Annotated in this window: 13 protein-coding genes, 1 pseudogene and 1 riboswitch; of the genes and pseudogenes, 7 read left to right on the top strand and 7 right to left on the bottom strand. The window is 74.5% G+C overall.

Going from position 1 to position 16,472, the window contains the following annotated elements:
- Positions 1 to 93 precede the first annotated feature (93 nt).
- Complete coding sequence (locus tag AB0O01_RS15720; protein ID WP_365313664.1) at positions 94 to 1,059, top strand: nucleopolyhedrovirus P10 family protein; 966 nt, start codon at positions 94 to 96, stop codon at positions 1,057 to 1,059.
- A 26-nt stretch (positions 1,060 to 1,085) separates the two neighbouring features.
- Here the strand turns inward: AB0O01_RS15720 and AB0O01_RS15715 are convergent, their stop codons facing one another.
- The 4 genes from AB0O01_RS15715 to AB0O01_RS15700 all read right to left on the bottom strand — a co-directional run bounded on the left by AB0O01_RS15715 (position 1,086) and on the right by AB0O01_RS15700 (position 5,066).
- Positions 1,086 to 1,931, bottom strand: coding sequence for an enoyl-CoA hydratase/isomerase family protein (locus AB0O01_RS15715; RefSeq protein ID WP_365313662.1), 846 nt, complete (start codon positions 1,929 to 1,931; stop codon positions 1,086 to 1,088).
- Positions 1,932 to 2,068: 137 nt separating this feature from the next.
- Complete coding sequence (locus AB0O01_RS15710; RefSeq protein ID WP_355735174.1) at positions 2,069 to 2,284, bottom strand: helix-turn-helix domain-containing protein; 216 nt, start codon at positions 2,282 to 2,284, stop codon at positions 2,069 to 2,071.
- A gap of 335 nt (positions 2,285 to 2,619) precedes the next feature.
- Complete coding sequence (locus tag AB0O01_RS15705) at positions 2,620 to 4,218, bottom strand: ABC-F family ATP-binding cassette domain-containing protein (RefSeq protein ID WP_365313660.1); 1,599 nt, start codon at positions 4,216 to 4,218, stop codon at positions 2,620 to 2,622.
- A 92-nt stretch (positions 4,219 to 4,310) separates the two neighbouring features.
- Positions 4,311 to 5,066 (bottom strand): hypothetical protein, encoded by a 756-nt coding sequence (locus AB0O01_RS15700; protein ID WP_365313658.1) that lies wholly within the window; start codon positions 5,064 to 5,066, stop codon positions 4,311 to 4,313.
- A 217-nt stretch (positions 5,067 to 5,283) separates the two neighbouring features.
- On the opposite strand from AB0O01_RS15700, the gene AB0O01_RS15695 reads away from it, so the two are divergent.
- Complete coding sequence (locus AB0O01_RS15695) at positions 5,284 to 6,174, top strand: neutral zinc metallopeptidase (RefSeq protein ID WP_365313657.1); 891 nt, start codon at positions 5,284 to 5,286, stop codon at positions 6,172 to 6,174.
- 133 nt (positions 6,175 to 6,307) lie between these two features.
- Positions 6,308 to 6,721, top strand: a complete 414-nt coding sequence (locus AB0O01_RS15690; RefSeq protein ID WP_365313655.1) for a VOC family protein — start codon at positions 6,308 to 6,310, stop codon at positions 6,719 to 6,721.
- A gap of 40 nt (positions 6,722 to 6,761) precedes the next feature.
- On the opposite strand, the gene AB0O01_RS15685 is transcribed toward AB0O01_RS15690, so the two are convergent.
- From AB0O01_RS15685 to AB0O01_RS15675, 3 genes are all read right to left on the bottom strand, one after another.
- Positions 6,762 to 8,327: a hypothetical protein gene (locus tag AB0O01_RS15685; protein WP_365313653.1), complete on the bottom strand. Its 1,566-nt coding sequence runs from the start codon at positions 8,325 to 8,327 to the stop codon at positions 6,762 to 6,764.
- Between the two features lie 1,829 nt (positions 8,328 to 10,156).
- Positions 10,157 to 11,278: an alpha/beta fold hydrolase gene (locus tag AB0O01_RS15680; RefSeq protein ID WP_365313651.1), complete on the bottom strand. Its 1,122-nt coding sequence runs from the start codon at positions 11,276 to 11,278 to the stop codon at positions 10,157 to 10,159.
- A gap of 61 nt (positions 11,279 to 11,339) precedes the next feature.
- Positions 11,340 to 12,050: a class II aldolase/adducin family protein gene (locus tag AB0O01_RS15675; RefSeq protein ID WP_365313650.1), complete on the bottom strand. Its 711-nt coding sequence runs from the start codon at positions 12,048 to 12,050 to the stop codon at positions 11,340 to 11,342.
- Positions 12,051 to 12,268: 218 nt separating this feature from the next.
- Between AB0O01_RS15675 and AB0O01_RS15670 the strand changes: the two genes are divergently transcribed.
- From AB0O01_RS15670 to AB0O01_RS15655, 4 genes and pseudogenes are all read left to right on the top strand, one after another.
- On the top strand, positions 12,269 to 13,048 hold the full coding sequence (locus AB0O01_RS15670; protein ID WP_365313649.1) for a lysozyme: 780 nt from the start codon (positions 12,269 to 12,271) through the stop codon (positions 13,046 to 13,048).
- Positions 13,049 to 13,278: 230 nt separating this feature from the next.
- On the top strand, positions 13,279 to 14,628 hold the full coding sequence (locus tag AB0O01_RS15665) for an inorganic phosphate transporter (RefSeq protein WP_365313648.1): 1,350 nt from the start codon (positions 13,279 to 13,281) through the stop codon (positions 14,626 to 14,628).
- A 62-nt stretch (positions 14,629 to 14,690) separates the two neighbouring features.
- Positions 14,691 to 14,912: a hypothetical protein gene (locus AB0O01_RS15660; RefSeq protein WP_365313646.1), complete on the top strand. Its 222-nt coding sequence runs from the start codon at positions 14,691 to 14,693 to the stop codon at positions 14,910 to 14,912.
- A 279-nt stretch (positions 14,913 to 15,191) separates the two neighbouring features.
- Positions 15,192 to 15,264: riboswitch (cobalamin riboswitch) on the top strand.
- Between the two features lie 233 nt (positions 15,265 to 15,497).
- Positions 15,498 to 16,403 (top strand): annotated as a pseudogene (locus tag AB0O01_RS15655) (cobalamin biosynthesis protein); the annotation flags it as partial.
- Positions 16,404 to 16,472: the final 69 nt, after the last annotated feature.

Raw genomic sequence — 16,472 nt, 5'->3', positions numbered from 1 at the left:
CTTTCGATCGTTCCGATCGTTCGATCGTCGTCCCTTCGACCACCGTATGCGCGGTTGCGGGGTTGCGCGCCGGGAATGCGGCAGGCTGGAGCAATGACGGAGCAGTGGGCGCGGGCGGTGCGGCAGCAGTTGGGGCTCGGCAGGCTGCTGCCGCTGGGCGGCGCGCGGGACGGCGCCTGGATCACGGAGGAAGCGGCGGCAGGCGCGCTGCGGCGGGCGGTGCGGGACGTACCGGGCGTACGGGTGGGCGCGCTGCGGATCGCCCCGGCCGGACCGGGCACCGCCGGGGAGCCGGTCGTACCGCCCCCGCCGAGCGCGCTGCCGCCGGGCCCGCTCCGGGTGACGGCCGACTTCCACGCCACCGCCGGACACCCGGCCACGGCGGCCGAACCGCTGCCGACGACCGCCGCTCGGCTGCGCGCCGCCCTGGGCGAGGCGGCGGCGCGGCAGCTCGGGCTGACCGTCTCGGAGGTGGATCTCCGCGTGACGGGACTGCTGGACGACGAGGAGCCCGACGCGGGCGGTGGCGGCCCGGACGCCTCGCCCGGCGCACCGCCTCCGGAGTCACGGGGCGACGGCGAGGGGCGGGAGGCGCCGTCACCCCCCGGGGCGCAGGCCGGGGGCGGGACCACCGACGAGGAGCGGGCCTCGACCGCCGCCCTGGCCGTCCCGGGCGTCACCCGGTTGACCGGGAGGCTCGGCGGCGGTCTCGGCCGTGCGGTGCGGATCGATCGCTCCCCTGCTGATCGACATGACCGACCCGACCAATCTGGCCAACCCGATCAGCCTGATCAGCCTGATCGACGTGGCCAGCCCGACCAACGTGATCAATCAGATCGAGCTGACCGAGCTGACCGAGCTGATCGAGCTGATCGAGTTCGTCTATCTGATCGAACGAGCATCGGTGCCACAGCCGGTGCCCGGCCCCATGTCCGGGTGGAGATCGCCGTCGACGCGGAGCACCGGACGCTGGAGGTCGCCCGGAAGGTGCGTGCGGCGGTGGGGCGGGCGGTGCCGGGGCGGCCGTCGGTGGCGGTGCTGGTGACCGCCGTGGGCTGAACGGGGTGCCCGCGGGTGCCGGACGCCTACTCCCCCAGCCCCGCCAGGTCCCGCAGCCGGCGGGCCTGGGCCTGGCGTTCGGCGGCGCGCTGGTCCTCGTAGGAGCGGTGCCGGGCGCCCTGGAGGAGGGCCTTGGTCTCGATGACGGCGTCGCGGGGGGCGGCCAGCAGGGCGGCGGTGAGGTCCTGGACGGCGGCATCGAGCTGGTCGGCGGGGACGGCGAGGTTGGCGAGGCCGGTTCGTTCGGCCTCGGGGGCCTGGACGAAGCGCCCGGTCACGCAGATTTCCAGGGCGCGGGCGTAGCCGACGAGGCCGACCAGCGGGTGCGTGCCGGTGAGGTCGGGGACCAGGCCGAGGCCGGTCTCGCGCATGGCGAACTGCACGTCGTCCGCGACGACGCGCAGATCACAGGCGAGGGCGAGCTGGAAGCCCGCGCCGATGGCGTGTCCCTGGACGGCGGCGACGGAGATCAGGTCGCTGCGCCGCCACCAGGTGAACGCGTCCTGGTACCCGGCGATGGCGGCGTCCAGTTCGGCGTCGGTGCGGCGCGCGAGGTCGGGGAACGACGGTTCGCCGTCGAAGCCCTCCGGCGTGAACGCCTGCCGGTCGAGCCCGGCCGAGAAGGACTTCCCCTCGGCACGGAGCACGACCACGCGGACGGTGCCCGGCAGTGCCCGCCCGGCCTCGGTCAGCGCGCGCCACAGAGCGGGGCTCTGCGCGTTGCGCTTGGCCGGGTTGGTGAGCGTCACCTTGGCGGTGGGACCGTCCACGGTGAGCCGTACGCCGTCCTGGTCGAGAACAGGACCGTTGTCGTGACGAACCGGGCCGTTGGGGTCACGAACCGGATCGGCGGCCGGGTCGGGCGAAGCCATGGGGTGCCTCCGAGGGGTGCGGTCAGCGGGAGTGCCGTACCGGGGCACTCATAAGTGACTGCACAGTAACCACCCGGCCAATCGCCCGACCGACCGGGTGTCCGCCATCGGAGCCGATGGACCGCCCGGGTCCGGGCCTACGGGGCCTTCTTGCCCCGTGTAGCCCCGCCACGCCCACGGAGCGTGACACCCGACTCGCTCAGCATCCGGTGCACAAAGCCATACGAGCGGCCGGTCTCCTCGGCCAACGCCCGGATGCTCGCACCGGCGTCGTACTTCTTCTTCAGGTCTGCCGCGAGCTTGTCGCGCGCGGCGCCGGTTACCCGGCTGCCCTTCTTCAGAGTCTCGGCCACCCGTGCCTCCTCATGGGAAGTGCGCTCTGGTCCCCTCATGATCACCCCTCCGGGGCTTGATGGCCACCCATTCGGCAAGGTCCGTGCGACAGCGTGGTGACGACAGGAGCACATCCCCACAACCGGAATCATCGATTCCAGGAGGCGCGATCCTCGCCCTTGGCCGGGTTTCGCGAGGAAGGTCCAGGTCAGCAGCGCACAACGGCGGAGCCCCGGTCATCACAGGGCTCCGCCGCGAAGTGGATGTAGGACACACCCCGGTACGAGGAGATCTCACACAGATGGTGGATCACCGATGGGCCGAATGATCCATACCCAGTGGATCATCCATTCGATCAAGCCAGGGCGACGAGATCCGCGTAGTCGGCGCCCCACAGGTCCTCGACGCCGTCCGGCAGCAGGATGATCCGCTCCGGCTGGAGCGCCTCGACGGCGCCCTCGTCGTGGGTGACCAGGACGACCGCGCCCTTGTAGGTGCGCAGCGCGCCGAGGATCTCCTCGCGGCTGGCCGGGTCGAGGTTGTTGGTGGGCTCGTCGAGCAGCAGGACGTTCGCCGAGGACACCACCAAGGTGGCGAGGGCCAGGCGGGTCTTCTCGCCGCCGGACAGCACGCGCGCGGGCTTGTCGACGTCGTCGCCGGAGAACAGGAACGAGCCGAGCACCTTGCGGACCTCGACCAGGTCCATGTCCGGGGCGGCCGAACGCATGTTCTCCAGCACCGTGCGGTCCGCGTCGAGGGTCTCGTGCTCCTGCGCGTAGTAGCCGAGCTTGAGGCCGTGCCCGGGGACGACCCCGCCGGTGTCCGGCTGCTCGACGCCCGCGAGGAGGCGCAGCAGGGTGGTCTTGCCCGCGCCGTTGAGGCCGAGGATCACGACCCGGGAGCCCTTGTCGATGGCGAGATCGACATCGGTGAAGATCTCCAGCGAGCCGTACGACTTCGACAGACCCTCCGCCATCAGCGGCGTCCGGCCGCACGGGGACGGCTCGGGGAAGCGGAGCTTGGCGACCTTGTCGGACTGGCGGACGTCGTCCAGACCGGCGAGCAGTTTCTCCGCGCGGCGCGCCATGTTCTGCGCGGCGACCGTCTTGGTGGCCTTGGCGCGCATCTTGTCGGCCTGCGCGTTGAGCGCGGCGGCCTTCTTCTCGGCGTTCTGCCGCTCGCGCCTGCGGCGCTTCTCGTCGGCCTCGCGCTGCTGCTGGTAGAGCCGCCAGCCCATGTTGTAGATGTCGATCGCGGAGCGGTTGGCGTCCAGGTAGAACACCTTGTTGACGACCGTCTCGACCAGGTCGACATCGTGCGAGATCACGATGAAGCCGCCCCGGTAGGTCCGCAGATAGTCGCGCAGCCAGACGATCGAGTCGGCGTCCAGGTGGTTCGTCGGCTCGTCCAGGAGGAGCGTGTCGGCGTCCGAGAACAGGATCCGGGCCAGCTCGATACGGCGCCGCTGGCCGCCGGAGAGGGTGTGCAGCGGCTGGCCGAGCACCCGGTCGGGGAGGTTCAGCGCGGCGGCGATGGTGGCGGCCTCCGCCTCGGCCGCGTACCCGCCCTTGGTGAGGAACTCGGTCTCCTGGCGCTCGTACTGCCGGAGGGCCTTCTCGCGCGTGGCGCCCTGTCCGCCCGCGATGCGCTGTTCGTTGTCGCGCATCTTGCGGATCAGGACGTCCAGGCCGCGCGCGGACAGGACGCGGTCGCGGGCGAGCATGTCCAGGTCGCCCGTGCGCGGGTCCTGGGGGAGGTAGCCGACCTCGCCGGAGCGGGTGACCGTGCCCCCGGCGGGCATGCCTTCGCCGGCCAGGACCTTGGTGAGGGTGGTCTTCCCGGCGCCATTGCGCCCGACGAGGCCGATGCGGTCGCCCTTGGCGACCCGGAAGGTGGCGTTCTCGATGAGGATGCGGGCACCGGCGCGCAGCTCGATACCGGAAGCGGAGATCACGGACAGACTCCAGGGCGGATGGGTGGCGGACGGACGGATCTAGCGGACGCACCCGCCGACTAGTGCGCGAGGAGAATGGCCATGGGGCCAGTCTAACGGGACCGTGCAACCAGTTTTTCCGACTTGGCGGGTCCGGGCGGGCGGTCCGGTGCCCGATTGCCGAGCGGGGTGCGGCCCGGGACGATCCGGCCGAGGTCGTCCACCGCGATGAGCTGCGCGGTCCAGGCGTCCCGCGCGCAGGGCTGGGCGACGAGCAGCGCGCCCGCGTGACCAACGGCACGCCGGGGATCGAACGAACACCCCTCGCCGGCCGGGAGCACCCAGCGCAGATCCCCGTCGGCGAGCCGGTAGGCGGCGATCAGGTCGGGGGTGATCACCGCGAGCATGCCGTGCGGCAGTTCGCGCAGCACGCCCGTCCCGCCGTACTCGGGGAGCCAGCCGCCGGCGGCGGGCAGCGCGCGGTGCCAGCGGACCGAACGGCCGTCCGTGGCGGTGGCGGTGACCAGTCCGTCGTCCCAGAGCGTGATCGCCTCCCCGCGCGCGGGGAGCACCTCCAGCGGACGGCTGCCCACGCGCGCGTGGCGCCAGCGCACGGCGCCGGTCCGCGGGTCGTACGCCTCCACCGCGGACTCCCGGATCGCCGCGGCGCGCAGCGGGGCCGCCTGCCCGCGCGCGTGGACGGTGAGCCGGTCGCCGTAGGGGAGGGGCCGGGCGTGGTGGGCCGCGGCGAACAGGGGGGCGGCGAGGAGGACGGCCAGGGCGACGGGGACGAGGCGGCCCAGGGCGCGGGGCCGGGCTCCCGGGGGCCCGGAACGGCGTCCCCGGGGCCCGGACTGTCGTACGGCCACGCGCCTGCCCTTCTCGGGGGTCCGGCCTGGGGGTGACACAGGGGTCCGGTCGGCCGCGGATCAGGCGCAGAGCGTAGCCGCGGTGGTGGCCGGCGGGGCGGGACGCGGCCGGGGGCGGGCGGGGCGTCGCCCGTTCGGCCCTTCGCCGGGGCCCGTGGCGCGGGGGCGGGTCAGGATGGCCCGAGGGGGACGGCCCAGGCGGAGGGTGGTTGCCCGTATGCAGTTCGACGACGACGCGCGTCTGGACACCTCCGAGGTGCAGGACCGGCGCGGCAGCCGGGTCCCGGGCGGGCGGGCGACCATCGGCGGCGGCATCGCGGGGCTGGTGGCGCTGCTGCTGGGGCTCTTCTTCGGGGTCGGTCCCGAGCAGCTCGGGCTGTCCTCGGGGGACTCCTCGCCCGCGGCGACCTCGTCGACGCTCGCGCAGGTGCAGCAGACCTGCCGGACCGGGCGGGACGCCAACACCAGGGAGGACTGCCGGATCGTGGCGGTCGTCAACAGCGTCCAGGACTTCTGGGCCGGGGAGTTCGAGCGGCGGGGCAGCCGGTACACCCGCTCCCCCACGGTGTTCTTCTCCGGGCAGGTCGCCACCGGGTGCGGCACGGCGACCTCGGCGGTCGGGCCGTTCTACTGTCCCGCCGACCAGAAGGTCTATCTCGACCTGGGCTTCTTCGACGAGCTGCGCACGACGTTCGGTTCGTCGGGCGGACCGTTCGCACAGGCGTACGTGGTGGCGCACGAGTACGGGCACCATGTCCAGGATCTGCTGGGCACGCTGAGCCGGGCGCAGGACGGGCGGACCGGCGCGGACAGCAACGCGGTGAGGGTGGAGCTCCAGGCCGACTGCTACGCCGGGGTGTGGGCGCACCACGCGACGACGACTCCGGACGAGTCGACCGGCCGGCCGCTGATCACGAGCCTCACGGACGCCGACATCCGGGACGGGCTGGACGCGGCGGCGGCGGTGGGCGACGACCGTATCCAGGCGCGCCACCAGGGGCGGGTGACGCCGGAGAACTGGACGCACGGGTCGGCGCGGCAGCGGCAGGACTGGTTCGACCAGGGGTACCGGACGGGCGACATGGCGCAGTGCAACACCTTCCGGTGAGGTGGGCGCGGGGGCCGTGGCCGGTGGCGGGGGCCGTTGTCAGTGGCGGGTGCGAGACTGAATTCACGTCGGACCCGGCGCGACCGGGCGGGTGCGGCGCGGCCGGGCAGGGCTTCACTGAGGAGTGATCGGCATGGCAGGCACGGGCGGCGGACGGCCCAGCATCTATCCGACGTTGCTGTACGCGGACGCGAAGGCGGCGGTCCGGCAGCTCACCGAGGCGCTGGGTTTCACGGAGCTGGCGCTGTACGAGGACGAGGACGGCGCGGTGACGCACGCCGAGCTGGTGCAGGGCAACGGCGCGGTGATGATCGGCTCGAAGGGGCGGGGCGGGGTCTTCGGCGCGGCGATGAAGGAGGCGGGGACGGTCGGGGTGTACGTCGTGGTGGACGACGTCGACGCGCACCACCAGTGGGCCGTGGACCACGGTGTGGAGATCCTGATGCCCCCGACCGACCAGGACTACGGCTCCCGGGACTACCTGGCCCGGGATGTCGAGGGCAACCTCTGGAGCTTCGGCAGTTACGCGCCGGCGATATCCGGCTGACCCCGGCCCCTCCCCCGGCGGGGTCGGGTCCCGGGCGGGCTCAGCGGCCTCCGGTGTGCACCTGGAAGGCCGCCCGGCGGACGGCCTTGGCAAGCGCCGGGTCGGGGTGGGCGGCGGCCAGCGCGACCAGGACCTGCACGGTGCGCGGATGGCCGACGGCCCGCACCTCGTCCAGCAGCGCGGGCACGGTCGGCTGCACGGCGGACTCCAGATGCCGTACCAGCAGCGGGGCCTCGCCGTGGTCGGCGACGGCGGCGGCGGTGTCGACCCACAGCCAGGTGGCCTCCTCGCGGGTCAGCACCTCGTGGGCGTCCTCGGGGTCGGCGCCGTCGTGCTCGGCGAGCCAGAGCAGGGCGTAGGGGCGCAGGGTCGGTTCCTCGGCGACCGCGCGCACCCCGGGCTCGGCGGGGGCGCCGACGACCCGCAGCGCCTCGAAGGCGAGGCTGCGCAACAGGGCGTCCTCGCCCCGGGCGGCGTCGAGGAGTTCGGTGACGGCGCTGCCGACGGGGCGGGCGGCGAGCCAGGCGCGGTACTCGGCGCGGGCGGCGTTGGGGCGGAGCTGGGAGCAGCCGCGCAGCATGTCCTCGGCGGCGGCCTCGATGTTCCCGGCGGGGCTCTGGGCGGCCACACAGATCTGCTCCAGCTTGACCCAGACCGCCCAGCTTCCGAGCGGGGTGAGGGTGGCCTGGGCGTCGCCGTAGGTGAGGGCGCCGACGGAGGCCAGGGCGTGCAGGGCCCAGTCGAGGAGCGGGGCGAGCGCGGTGTCGTCGGCGGCGGCGGGCCGCGCGGGCTCGGGGCGGGGGCCGTAGGGGATCTCGCAGCGCTCGGTGCGCAGTTCGCCGACCCGCTGCTGGAGCAGGTCCAGGAGTTGGGCGACGGGTACGGGACCGGCGGAGAGCTGGAGGAAGGAGAGCACCTGGGGCATGGCCGAGACGACCTCGGCGACCGCGGCGGGCTCATGGCCCTCGGGCTCGGGGTGGGCGAGCGACCAGGCGTCGAACAGGGCGACCCAGCCGCGCAGCACGGCGCTGTCGTCGCGGTGCCAGGCGCGCAGCCGCCAGCCGGGGCGGGCGACTCCGCCGTGCACCTCGACCAGCCCGGCGAGACGGGCGGTGTCCCAGTCGGCGCGGACCTGAGCGGGGGTCAGGCCCAGTTCCGAGGCGGCGTGTTCGGCGGTGGGGGCGGACATGGTGGCCCTGCCGTCGGCGGGGCGGTCCGGCGCGGGGGGCGCCGCCGATGGGGGCGGGGGCTGGGGCGGGGTCGGGCCGTTGGTGGGCCGTTCGGTGGCGGTCGGGGTGGGGGCCGCCGGGGCGGGGCTCGTCGAGGCGGGCGCGGATGGGTGCTGCTCCGCGGTCGACCCGGGCACGGTCGAGCGGGGAGTGGTCGGGGCGGGGGACGTGGTCCCGTCGGCGGGCCGGGCGGAGGCCGTGGTCCCGTTGCCCGTGGCACCGGGCGGGTGGTCGCCCGGGGGTGGGGGTGGGGCGGCAGTGGCGGTGGGTGTGGCGGGGGGCCTGACGCCGGTGAGCGCGGTGTTCTTGCCCGGCTGGGGCGCCGTCTCGGCCCAGCGGGCCACGCGGGCGGCGCCGGCCAGCAGGGAGCGTGCCATTCTGGCCAGTTCCGAAGGGGCCGGAGTGCCCTCCGGCGGCCGGGGCGCGGGGCGGCGCGAGCGCCGCTGGTTCATCGCTCGGGGGGCGGCGGCCAGGGGTCGCGGGCGGACGAGTCGAAGCCTGGAGTCGCGCGGGATACGGGACGTCACGGGTGCAGTCTTCCGGTTGACGGTCCGAAAACCCAAACGGAATGCCAGGAAGGGGCTCGGGGAGGGGTGGTGAGGGGGGTCGGGGGCGGGAGTCGGGGGGTCGGATCAGGCCAGGGGCAGGGGGGAAGCGGAACCGGGGGGAGGTGAGGGGGGCTCCGCCTGGTCTGACGGGGGGGGACAGGGGGTTCGGCGGGGGCGGCCTCCGGCCGGGGGCGGGGGTTTGGGGGCTTGGAGGCTTGGGGGTTTGGGAGGGGACAGTGGCGTCCGGAGGGAGCAGTGGGGCTCCGGGGAGCTGTGGGCTCTGGTGGGGGCAGTCGGCTCTGGAGGAACCGGCGGCTCTGGAGGGGGCAGTGGCCCCGGAAGGGACGGGCGGGATCGGAGGAGGTGAGTGGGTCCGGGAGGGAGGAGGGGCCGCCGAAGTGGCGGGCTGGCTGCGGGGAGGGCGAATGGCCTCAGGGAGGGAGGGGCGGGGGTCGTTGGGGTTGGGGGGAGGGATGGCTATCGAAAGGGAGGGGGTGCTTTTGAGGCGGGGCGAGTGGCTGCCGGAGAGGACGAATGGCTGTGGGAGGGGACCGGCTGTCGCTGGAGGAGTCAGGGCCCCAGAGGAAGGCGGTGGGCGACGAGAGGGCGGGGTCCGGGGGAGGCTCTTAGCTGCCGGAGGAGTTGCGTAGCTGCCGGAGCGGGCGGGTGGCCGCCGGAGGGGGCGGGGCCCGAAGGAGAGCGGTGGCCGCCCAGAGGGGCAGGCCCCCAAGGGGGTGCGCAGCAGCCGGAGGGAGCGGCTGGTCGCTGGGCGAGGCAGCGGCCACGCAGGAGATCGGCAGCCCGCCGAGTGGTACCGGGCCCGAAGGGGACGCGTAGCCGCCGGACCGGGCGGGTGGCCGCCGGAGGCACAGGGCCCACCGAGGAGAGCGGTAGCCACGCAGAGAGACGGAGCCCGAAGAGGACGAGTAGCTGCTGGAGGGGCGGGTGGCCGCCGGGAAGGGCGAGTGGCTGCCGGAGGGAGCAGGTGACCGCTGGAAAGCGCAGGCCGACGCCGGAAAGGGGTGGGCTTCTGAGGGGACAGATGGCGCCGGAAGCGACGGGCCGACGCCCGGGAGGCCCGGTCGCGGAGAGGACTGGCCGACGTCCGGGGGATGGGGCCGAAAGAGGCGGGCCGATGCCGGGAGGGAGAGGCTTCGGAAGCGACGGGTGGTCCGGGAAGCAACGGACCGCCGCCGGGAAGGGCCGGACCCGGAGAGGACGGTGGCGCCCAGAGGGGACGGGCCGAGGCCGGAAGGACGGGCCCGGGAGGGATAGGGGTCCCCGGAGGGAGCGGGCCGATGTCGGGAAGGGCGGGCCCGGAAGGGATGGGGGTCCCCGGAGGGGGTGGGCCGGTGTCGGGAAGGGCGGGCCCGGAAGGGATAGGGGTCCCCGGAGGGAGCGGGCCGATGCCGGGAAGGGCGGGCCCGGAAGGGATAGGGGTCCCCGGAGGGAGCGGGCCGATGCCGACAAGGGCGGGCCCGGAAGGGATGGGGGTCCCCGGAGGGAGCGGACCGATGCCGACAAGGGCGGGCTCGGGAGGGATGGGGGTCCCCGGAGGGGGTGGGCCGGTGTCGGGAAGGGCGGGGCGGGGGTTGCGGAGGGGCGGGGCTATGGGGGAAAGGGTGGGGTCTCGGGCTGGGTGGGGTGGGTTATCGGGGTTACATCAGGGGGGTCAGGAAGCGGCGCAGGGCCTCCTCGTAGGGCTTGGGGGACGGGTTCCAGGCGGCGGCGTGGGGGGCGTCCGGGACCTCGTGGAGGGTGACCAGGGTGGGGTGGCGGGCGGCGAAGCGGCGGGAGAGGGTCCAGGGGGCCACCTCGTCGCCGGGGCCGTGCAGGATCAGGGCGGGGACGGTGAGGGGGGACTCGGCGGTGGGGTCGGGGGCGGGGTGCAGGCCGGTGCGGCCCTGGGCGGCGCGGACGGCCAGCGGGAGCAGGGCGCCCGGGGTGCGGCGGGCCCTGGCCAGCGCCTTGAGGGTGGTCTGCCAGTCGAGCACCGGGGAGTCCAGGACGAGGCCGGAGATCCGGTCCCGTACCGGGGAGTGGGTGGCGGCGCGCAGGGCCATGGTGGCGCCCGTGGACCAGCCGAGGAGGACCACCTGGCGGGCGCCGTGGGCGAGGGCGTGGCGGATCGCGGCGTCCAGGTCGCGCCACTCGGTGTGGCCCAGGTGGTTCAGGCCGTCCGGGGGGCGCGGGGCGCCGGGGTCGCCGCGGTGGGCGAGGGCGAGGACGGGGAGGCGCTGGCCGTGCAGGAAGCCCATGAGGTTCATGGCGTGTTCCCGGGTGGTGCCCAGGCCGTGCGCGGCGATCACCCAGGTGTCGCGGGCGCCGGGGAGGAACCAGGCGGGGAGGGGCCCGAGTTCGCCGGGGACGGTGACGTCGGTGTGGTCGAGGCCGAGGGCGCCGCGGGGGTCGCCGACGTACAGGTTGGGGGTGAGCCAGACGTGGTCGCCGGGGGTGAGAGTGCCGTGGGTGACGCGTTCCAGGCGGCGGACGACGGTGTCGGCGCTGGGGGCGGCGGCGGTGAGGGCGGGGCCGACGACGGCGTGGGTGCCGTCACCGGCGAGGCCGTAGGTGCCGGGGCGCAGGGAGGCCAGTTGCCGGGTGAGGGTGATGCGGCCGGCGGCGGTGGCGTGCACGGTGAGTCGGGGTTCGGTCGGCAGGGGGCGGCCGGGCGGCGCCTTCAGCGCGGCGTCGCTGGCCAGCCGTCCGGCGGCGACGCTCGCGGCGCCGGCCGCCAGCGCCACGGTGACGGCAGCGGCCGTCGCTCTGACAGTGCGCACGGGTCCAGTGTCCTGGGCCGGGTCGCTCGCGGCCAGTGGAGAGACAGGGAAGGGGGGAGGGTCAGGTGGGGGGTTGGCCGTAGTGGCGTAGGTGTGCGGTTGCTTCGGTGAGCTGGTCGGAGGTCAGCAGGGTGGGGGTCAGGCCGGGGACGGCGGAGGCGGTGAGCCAGAGGCGGCACATCCATTCCAGTTGGGCGGTGCGGTCGTACGCCTGGGCGAGGGTGGTGCCGTGGGTGAGGGTGCCGTGGTTCTGGAGGAGGCAGGCGGAGCGGCCGGTGAGGGCGCGGAGCATGTTCTCGGCCAGTTCCTCGGTGCCGTAGGTCGCGTAGGGGGCGACGCGGACGGGGCCGCCCAGGGCGGCGGTCATGTAGTGGATGACGGGGAGTTCCGGGACGAGGGTGGAGACGGCCGTGGCGTGCACGGCGTGGGTATGGACGATCGCGCGGGCGTCGGTGGTGCGGTACACGGCGAGGTGCATCGGGAGTTCGCTGGTCGGGGCGAGGGTGCCGTGGGTGCGGCGGCCGGTGAGGGCGACGCCGGTGAGGTCGGCGGGGCCGAGCCGGTCGTAGGGCACGCCGGAGGGGGTGACGAGGACGGTGTCGCCGACGCGGACCGAGACATTGCCGGAGGTGCCGACGACGAGGCCGTCGGTCACGGTGCGGCGGGCGGTGTCCACGAGGTCCCGCCAGGCCGCCGCGAGGTCGGGGGCGGACGGGTGGGGGGTGCGGGGTTCCGGGGAGGGGTGCCGGTCGTCGTTTCGCTGCTCGGGCATGGGGTGATCCTCGCAGCCGGGAGGGGACGGGAGAGGAGAGGAAGGGAGGGTGGGGGTGGTGTCCGTCGTTCGGGGGGGTGGGGGCAGGGGGGTGGGCGGGGGTCCTTCGGTGCGCGGTGATCTTGACCTAGGGTCGGGTCGATTGTCGCGTACGTCACCTTTTCGTCCTGCCGTGCCGGCCGGTCGGTCGGTCGCCGTTCTCCGGGAGAAGCATCGCCATGACTCGCGCCTCCGGTCGCGCACCGTCCCCTCCGCTCCCCCGCCGGTCGCGCGGGCGGGCCCTGGTCGCCGCGTTCGGGGCGTTCGGGGTGTTCGGGGTGGCGGGGGTCGCCCTGGGGGAGGTTCCGGCGGTGGCCGCGGGCGGGACCAGGGGGCACGACGTCTCCTCGCACCAGCGGACGGTGGACTGGCGGGCGGCGCGGGCGAAGGGGGCGCGGTTCGTGTACGTGAAGGCGAGCGAGTCGACGTCGTACCGCAATCCGTACTTCCGGGGGCAGTACGACGGGGCGCGGAAGGCCGGGCTGGTCCGGGGGGCCTACCATTTCGCGCTGCCGGACCGCTCGTCGGGCGCGGCGCAGGCCGGGTACTTCGTCCGCAGCGGCGGGGGCTGGCGGGCGGACGGGTGGACCCTGCCACCCGCACTGGACATCGAGGGGAACCCGTACAACGGGAAGCGCCGGTGCTACGGGCTGAGCCCGGCGCGGATGGTTGGCTGGATCGGATCGTTCAGCGATGAGGTGGAACGGCTCACCGGGCGCCGTCCGGTGATCTACACCACGGCGCGGTGGTGGAACGCCTGCACCGGGCGCAGTACGGCGTTCGCGGACGATCACGCGCTCTGGGTGGCCCGTTACGGGACGCGGAGCGCCGGGAAGCTGCCCGCGGGGTGGTCGCGGTGGACGTTCTGGCAGTACGACGACCGCGGCGGGCTGCCGGGTGACCAGAATCTCTTCGCCGGGTCGATGGAGGGGCTGCGGGCGTTCGCCCGGGGCCGGTGAGGGCCGCGCGGGGCGGGTGGGAACCGCCCGGGGCCGGTGAATCCGGGGGCGGGTGAGACCCGCCCGGGACGGGTGAGAGCGGTGCCGGGCGGGCGACCTGGCGCGCCTCACAGGAAACGGAATGCCGACTCCCCGTCACATACACCCTGATGCCCCCTTCAGTTCACCATTCGTTCATCTGGGTTACCTACGTTCATCCGGCCGATGACCTCGAACGAATGCCTGGGTAAATGGAAAGCTTCTCGCTGATCCTCGCGATTGTGGTGATCACCGCACTTGCGTTCGATTTCACGAACGGTTTCCACGACACCGCGAACGCGATGGCCACCACCATCTCGACCGGTGCCATGAAACCCAAGGCCGCGGTGGCGATGTCCGCCGTCCTGAACCTGGTGGGCGCCTTCCTCTCCGTGGAGGTCGCGAACACCATCTCCAAAGGGCTCGTCGACGAGTCCGGCATCCAGCCCGAGGTCATCTTCGCGGCGCTGGTCGGCGCGATCCTGTGGAATCTGCTGACCTGGCTGGTGGGCCTGCCTTCCTCCTCCTCGCACGCCCTGATGGGCGGTCTGATCGGCGCGGCCATCGCCTCCGCCGGGCTCGGCGCGGTGCACGGCGACGTACTGATCACCAAGGTGCTGATCCCCGCGGTCGCCGCGCCGCTGGTCGCCGGGCTCGCGGCGATGTTCGCCACCCGGCTCACCTATTCGCTCGGCAAGAAGTCGGCCGGGAGCCGGTCGTCCGCCAAGGGCTACCGGGCCGGGCAGATCGCCTCCGCCGGTCTGGTCTCGCTGGCGCACGGCACCAACGACGCGCAGAAGACCATGGGCATCATCACCCTCGCCCTGGTCGCCGGTGGCGCCCTCGCCCCCGACTCCGACCCTCCCACCTGGGTGATCGTCTCCGCCGGTGTGGCCATCGCGCTCGGCACCTACCTCGGCGGCTGGCGCATCATCCGCACCATGGGCAAGGGCCTGACCGACCTCCAGCCGCAGCAGGGCTTCGCCGCCCAGACCAGCGCCGCCACGGTCATCCTGGCCTCCTCGCACCTCGGCTTCTCGCTCTCCACCACCCACTCCGTGTCCGGCGCGGTGATGGGCGCGGGGCTGGGCCGCAAGGGCGGGGTGGTCCGCTGGTCCACGGCCACCCGGATGTTCGTCGCCTGGGGGCTGACCCTGCCGGCCGCCGCCGTGGTCGGCGCGCTCGCCGAGTGGGTGTGCCGCTTCGGTGCCTGGGGCACCGGGCTGGTCGCCGTCTTCCTGGTCGGCTCCAGCGCCTGGATCTGGAAGCTGTCGCGCCGCGAGGTCGTCGACCACACCAACGTCAATGACACCGACGGTGACGGTGACGGCAACTCCGGCTCCGGCTCCGGTTCCGGCTCCGGTTCCGGCTCGGACGCTCCCGATGAGGCGCCCGGTGTCGTCACCGCCGCCGTCGCCGCGGTGTCGCCCCCGCCGACCGTCGCCGCCGAGGAGGCCGCCGCCGCCATCCCGGCCCAGCAGGGCACCGCGCCCGCCGCAGCCGCTCCCGCCCCCTCCCCCGGCGGCGGCCCCGATCCGGCCGCGCCCAAGGCCACCGTCTGAGCGGCGCCGCCCTGCCCCTCCCCCACACCCCCACCCCCTCCCCGACTCAAGGACACAGCAGCATGGAAATCGACTGGGCGGCCCTCGGCTCCGTCTTCGGAGTCAGCCTCGTGGTCACCGTGGCCCTCGTCAGCCTGTTCACCCTCGGCATCAGCGGACTGTCGCGCCATGAGCGCGCGGTCGAGAGCGGTGGCGGCGCGGCGCTCGCGGTGACCGGCGCGTACGCCTGCTTCGCGGCGTGCCTGGGGGCCGTGGCGTACGGGATCTATCTGATCGTCGCCTGACAGTCGCCTGACCGCGGGACGGCCGCCGCCACGGTGGCGCGTCCGCGCGCGACGGGGTGCCCGCGGGCGCGGTTTCTCCCGCACACCCCGGTGTCGCTCCCGCACACCCCCGGAGGGCGGGTACGGGACCCAGGGAACTGGGTTGCGTACCCGCCCTCCTGGTGTGCGCGGCAGCGGTCGCCGTGTGGAGCTGGGCACACTCTCCTGCCGCAGGTCAGCGGCAGGTTGACGGGTTCTCCGGCCCCGTGGTGGACTGCCGGGGCCAACTACGGCGACACGAGAGGAAGCCGGTGCGAATCCGGCGCGGTCCCGCCACTGTCACCGGGGGAGAACCCCCGGGAGCCAGGAACTCTCACCGCCGCTTCGTCGAACCAGGGCGCGGACACCCTGAGTGAGGACAGGTCGCCATGCTCGGCTGCCGATCGAGGCTCGCCACGCGATGCGTCACCCGACGCGTCACCGGACACGCCGACGGACGCGTCACCGAGTACGCCGGAGGACGCGACACCGGATACGCCGGCGGACGCATCACCGGGTACGCCGGCGGACGCGGAACGCTCCCCTCCCCCGCGGCCGGCTGAACCGATGGCCGCCGAGCGCGACTTCGCGTACGGCGCCGCCGCCGGACTCCTCGGTGACCTGCTCCTCGGCGATCCCCGCCGCGGGCATCCGGTCGCCGCGTTCGGACGGGCGGCGGGCGCCGTGGAACGACTGCTGTGGCGCGACCACCGGGGATGGGGCGCGCTGCACGCCGCCGTGTGCGCGGGCGGCGCCGTCGCCCTGGGTACGGCGGCGACCCGCGCGGTACGGTCCTCCGCCGCCGCCTCCGTGCTGCTGACCGGGGCCGCCACCTGGGCCGTGGTCGGCGGGACCTCCCTCGGACGGGAGGCGCGGGCGATCGGGCGCGCGCTGGAGCGCGGGGACGTGGCCGGGGCGCGGGCGCGGCTGCCGCATCTGTGCGGGCGGGATCCGCAGGCGCTGGACGCCGACGGCATCGCGCGGGCCGTCGTGGAGTCCGTGGCCGAGAACACCTCCGACGCGGTGGTGGGGGCGCTGGTGTGGGGGGCCGTGGCCGGGGTGCCGGGGCTGCTGGGGTTCCGGGCGGTGAACACGCTGGACGCGATGGTGGGTCACCGGTCGCGGCGGTACCGGCGCTTCGGCTGGGCGTCCGCGCGGCTCGACGATGTGGCGGGGTGGCCGGGGGCCCGGCTGACGGCCGCGCTGACCGTCGTCGCCGGGGGTGATCCGCGGGGGGCCCGGCGGGCCTGGCGCGAGGACGCAGCCCGGCATCCCAGCCCCAACGCCGGGGTCGTGGAGGCGGCATTCGCGGGCGCGCTCGGGGTACGGCTCGGCGGGACCCTGTCGTACGCGGGCCGGGTCGAGCGGCGTCCGGTGCTGAACGGGACGGGGCGGGCCGTGGCGGTCGCGGACATCGAGCGGGCGGTGCGGGTGTCGCGGCGGGTGCAGTGGCTGGCGTTGGGGGTGAGCGTGGTGGGGGCGGCTGCGCGGGGGGTTGCGGGTGGGGTTGCGGGTGGGGGCGGGGCGTTGAGGAAGGCGGGG

This window comes from Streptomyces sp. NPDC093252 (assembly GCF_040683675.1).
GTDB lineage: Bacteria > Actinomycetota > Actinomycetes > Streptomycetales > Streptomycetaceae > Streptomyces.
Note: the sequence above shows the minus strand (reverse complement) of the source record. Positions and strands in the feature narration are given on the sequence as shown.

What these genes read in the sequence shown, in the direction of transcription:
- AB0O01_RS15660 (WP_365313646.1), top strand. Translation starts at nt 14,691, where the DNA reads ATGGAAATCGACTGGGCGGCCCTCGGCTCCGTCTTCGGAGTCAGCCTC.
- AB0O01_RS15715 (WP_365313662.1), bottom strand. Translation starts at nt 1,931, where the DNA reads ATGGCTTCGCCCGACCCGGCCGCCGATCCGGTTCGTGACCCCAACGGC.
- AB0O01_RS15685 (WP_365313653.1), bottom strand. Translation starts at nt 8,327, where the DNA reads ATGGCACGCTCCCTGCTGGCCGGCGCCGCCCGCGTGGCCCGCTGGGCC.
- AB0O01_RS15720 (WP_365313664.1), top strand. Translation starts at nt 94, where the DNA reads ATGACGGAGCAGTGGGCGCGGGCGGTGCGGCAGCAGTTGGGGCTCGGC.
- AB0O01_RS15670 (WP_365313649.1), top strand. Translation starts at nt 12,269, where the DNA reads ATGACTCGCGCCTCCGGTCGCGCACCGTCCCCTCCGCTCCCCCGCCGG.
- AB0O01_RS15695 (WP_365313657.1), top strand. Translation starts at nt 5,284, where the DNA reads ATGCAGTTCGACGACGACGCGCGTCTGGACACCTCCGAGGTGCAGGAC.
- AB0O01_RS15690 (WP_365313655.1), top strand. Translation starts at nt 6,308, where the DNA reads ATGGCAGGCACGGGCGGCGGACGGCCCAGCATCTATCCGACGTTGCTG.
- AB0O01_RS15665 (WP_365313648.1), top strand. Translation starts at nt 13,279, where the DNA reads ATGGAAAGCTTCTCGCTGATCCTCGCGATTGTGGTGATCACCGCACTT.
- AB0O01_RS15675 (WP_365313650.1), bottom strand. Translation starts at nt 12,050, where the DNA reads ATGCCCGAGCAGCGAAACGACGACCGGCACCCCTCCCCGGAACCCCGC.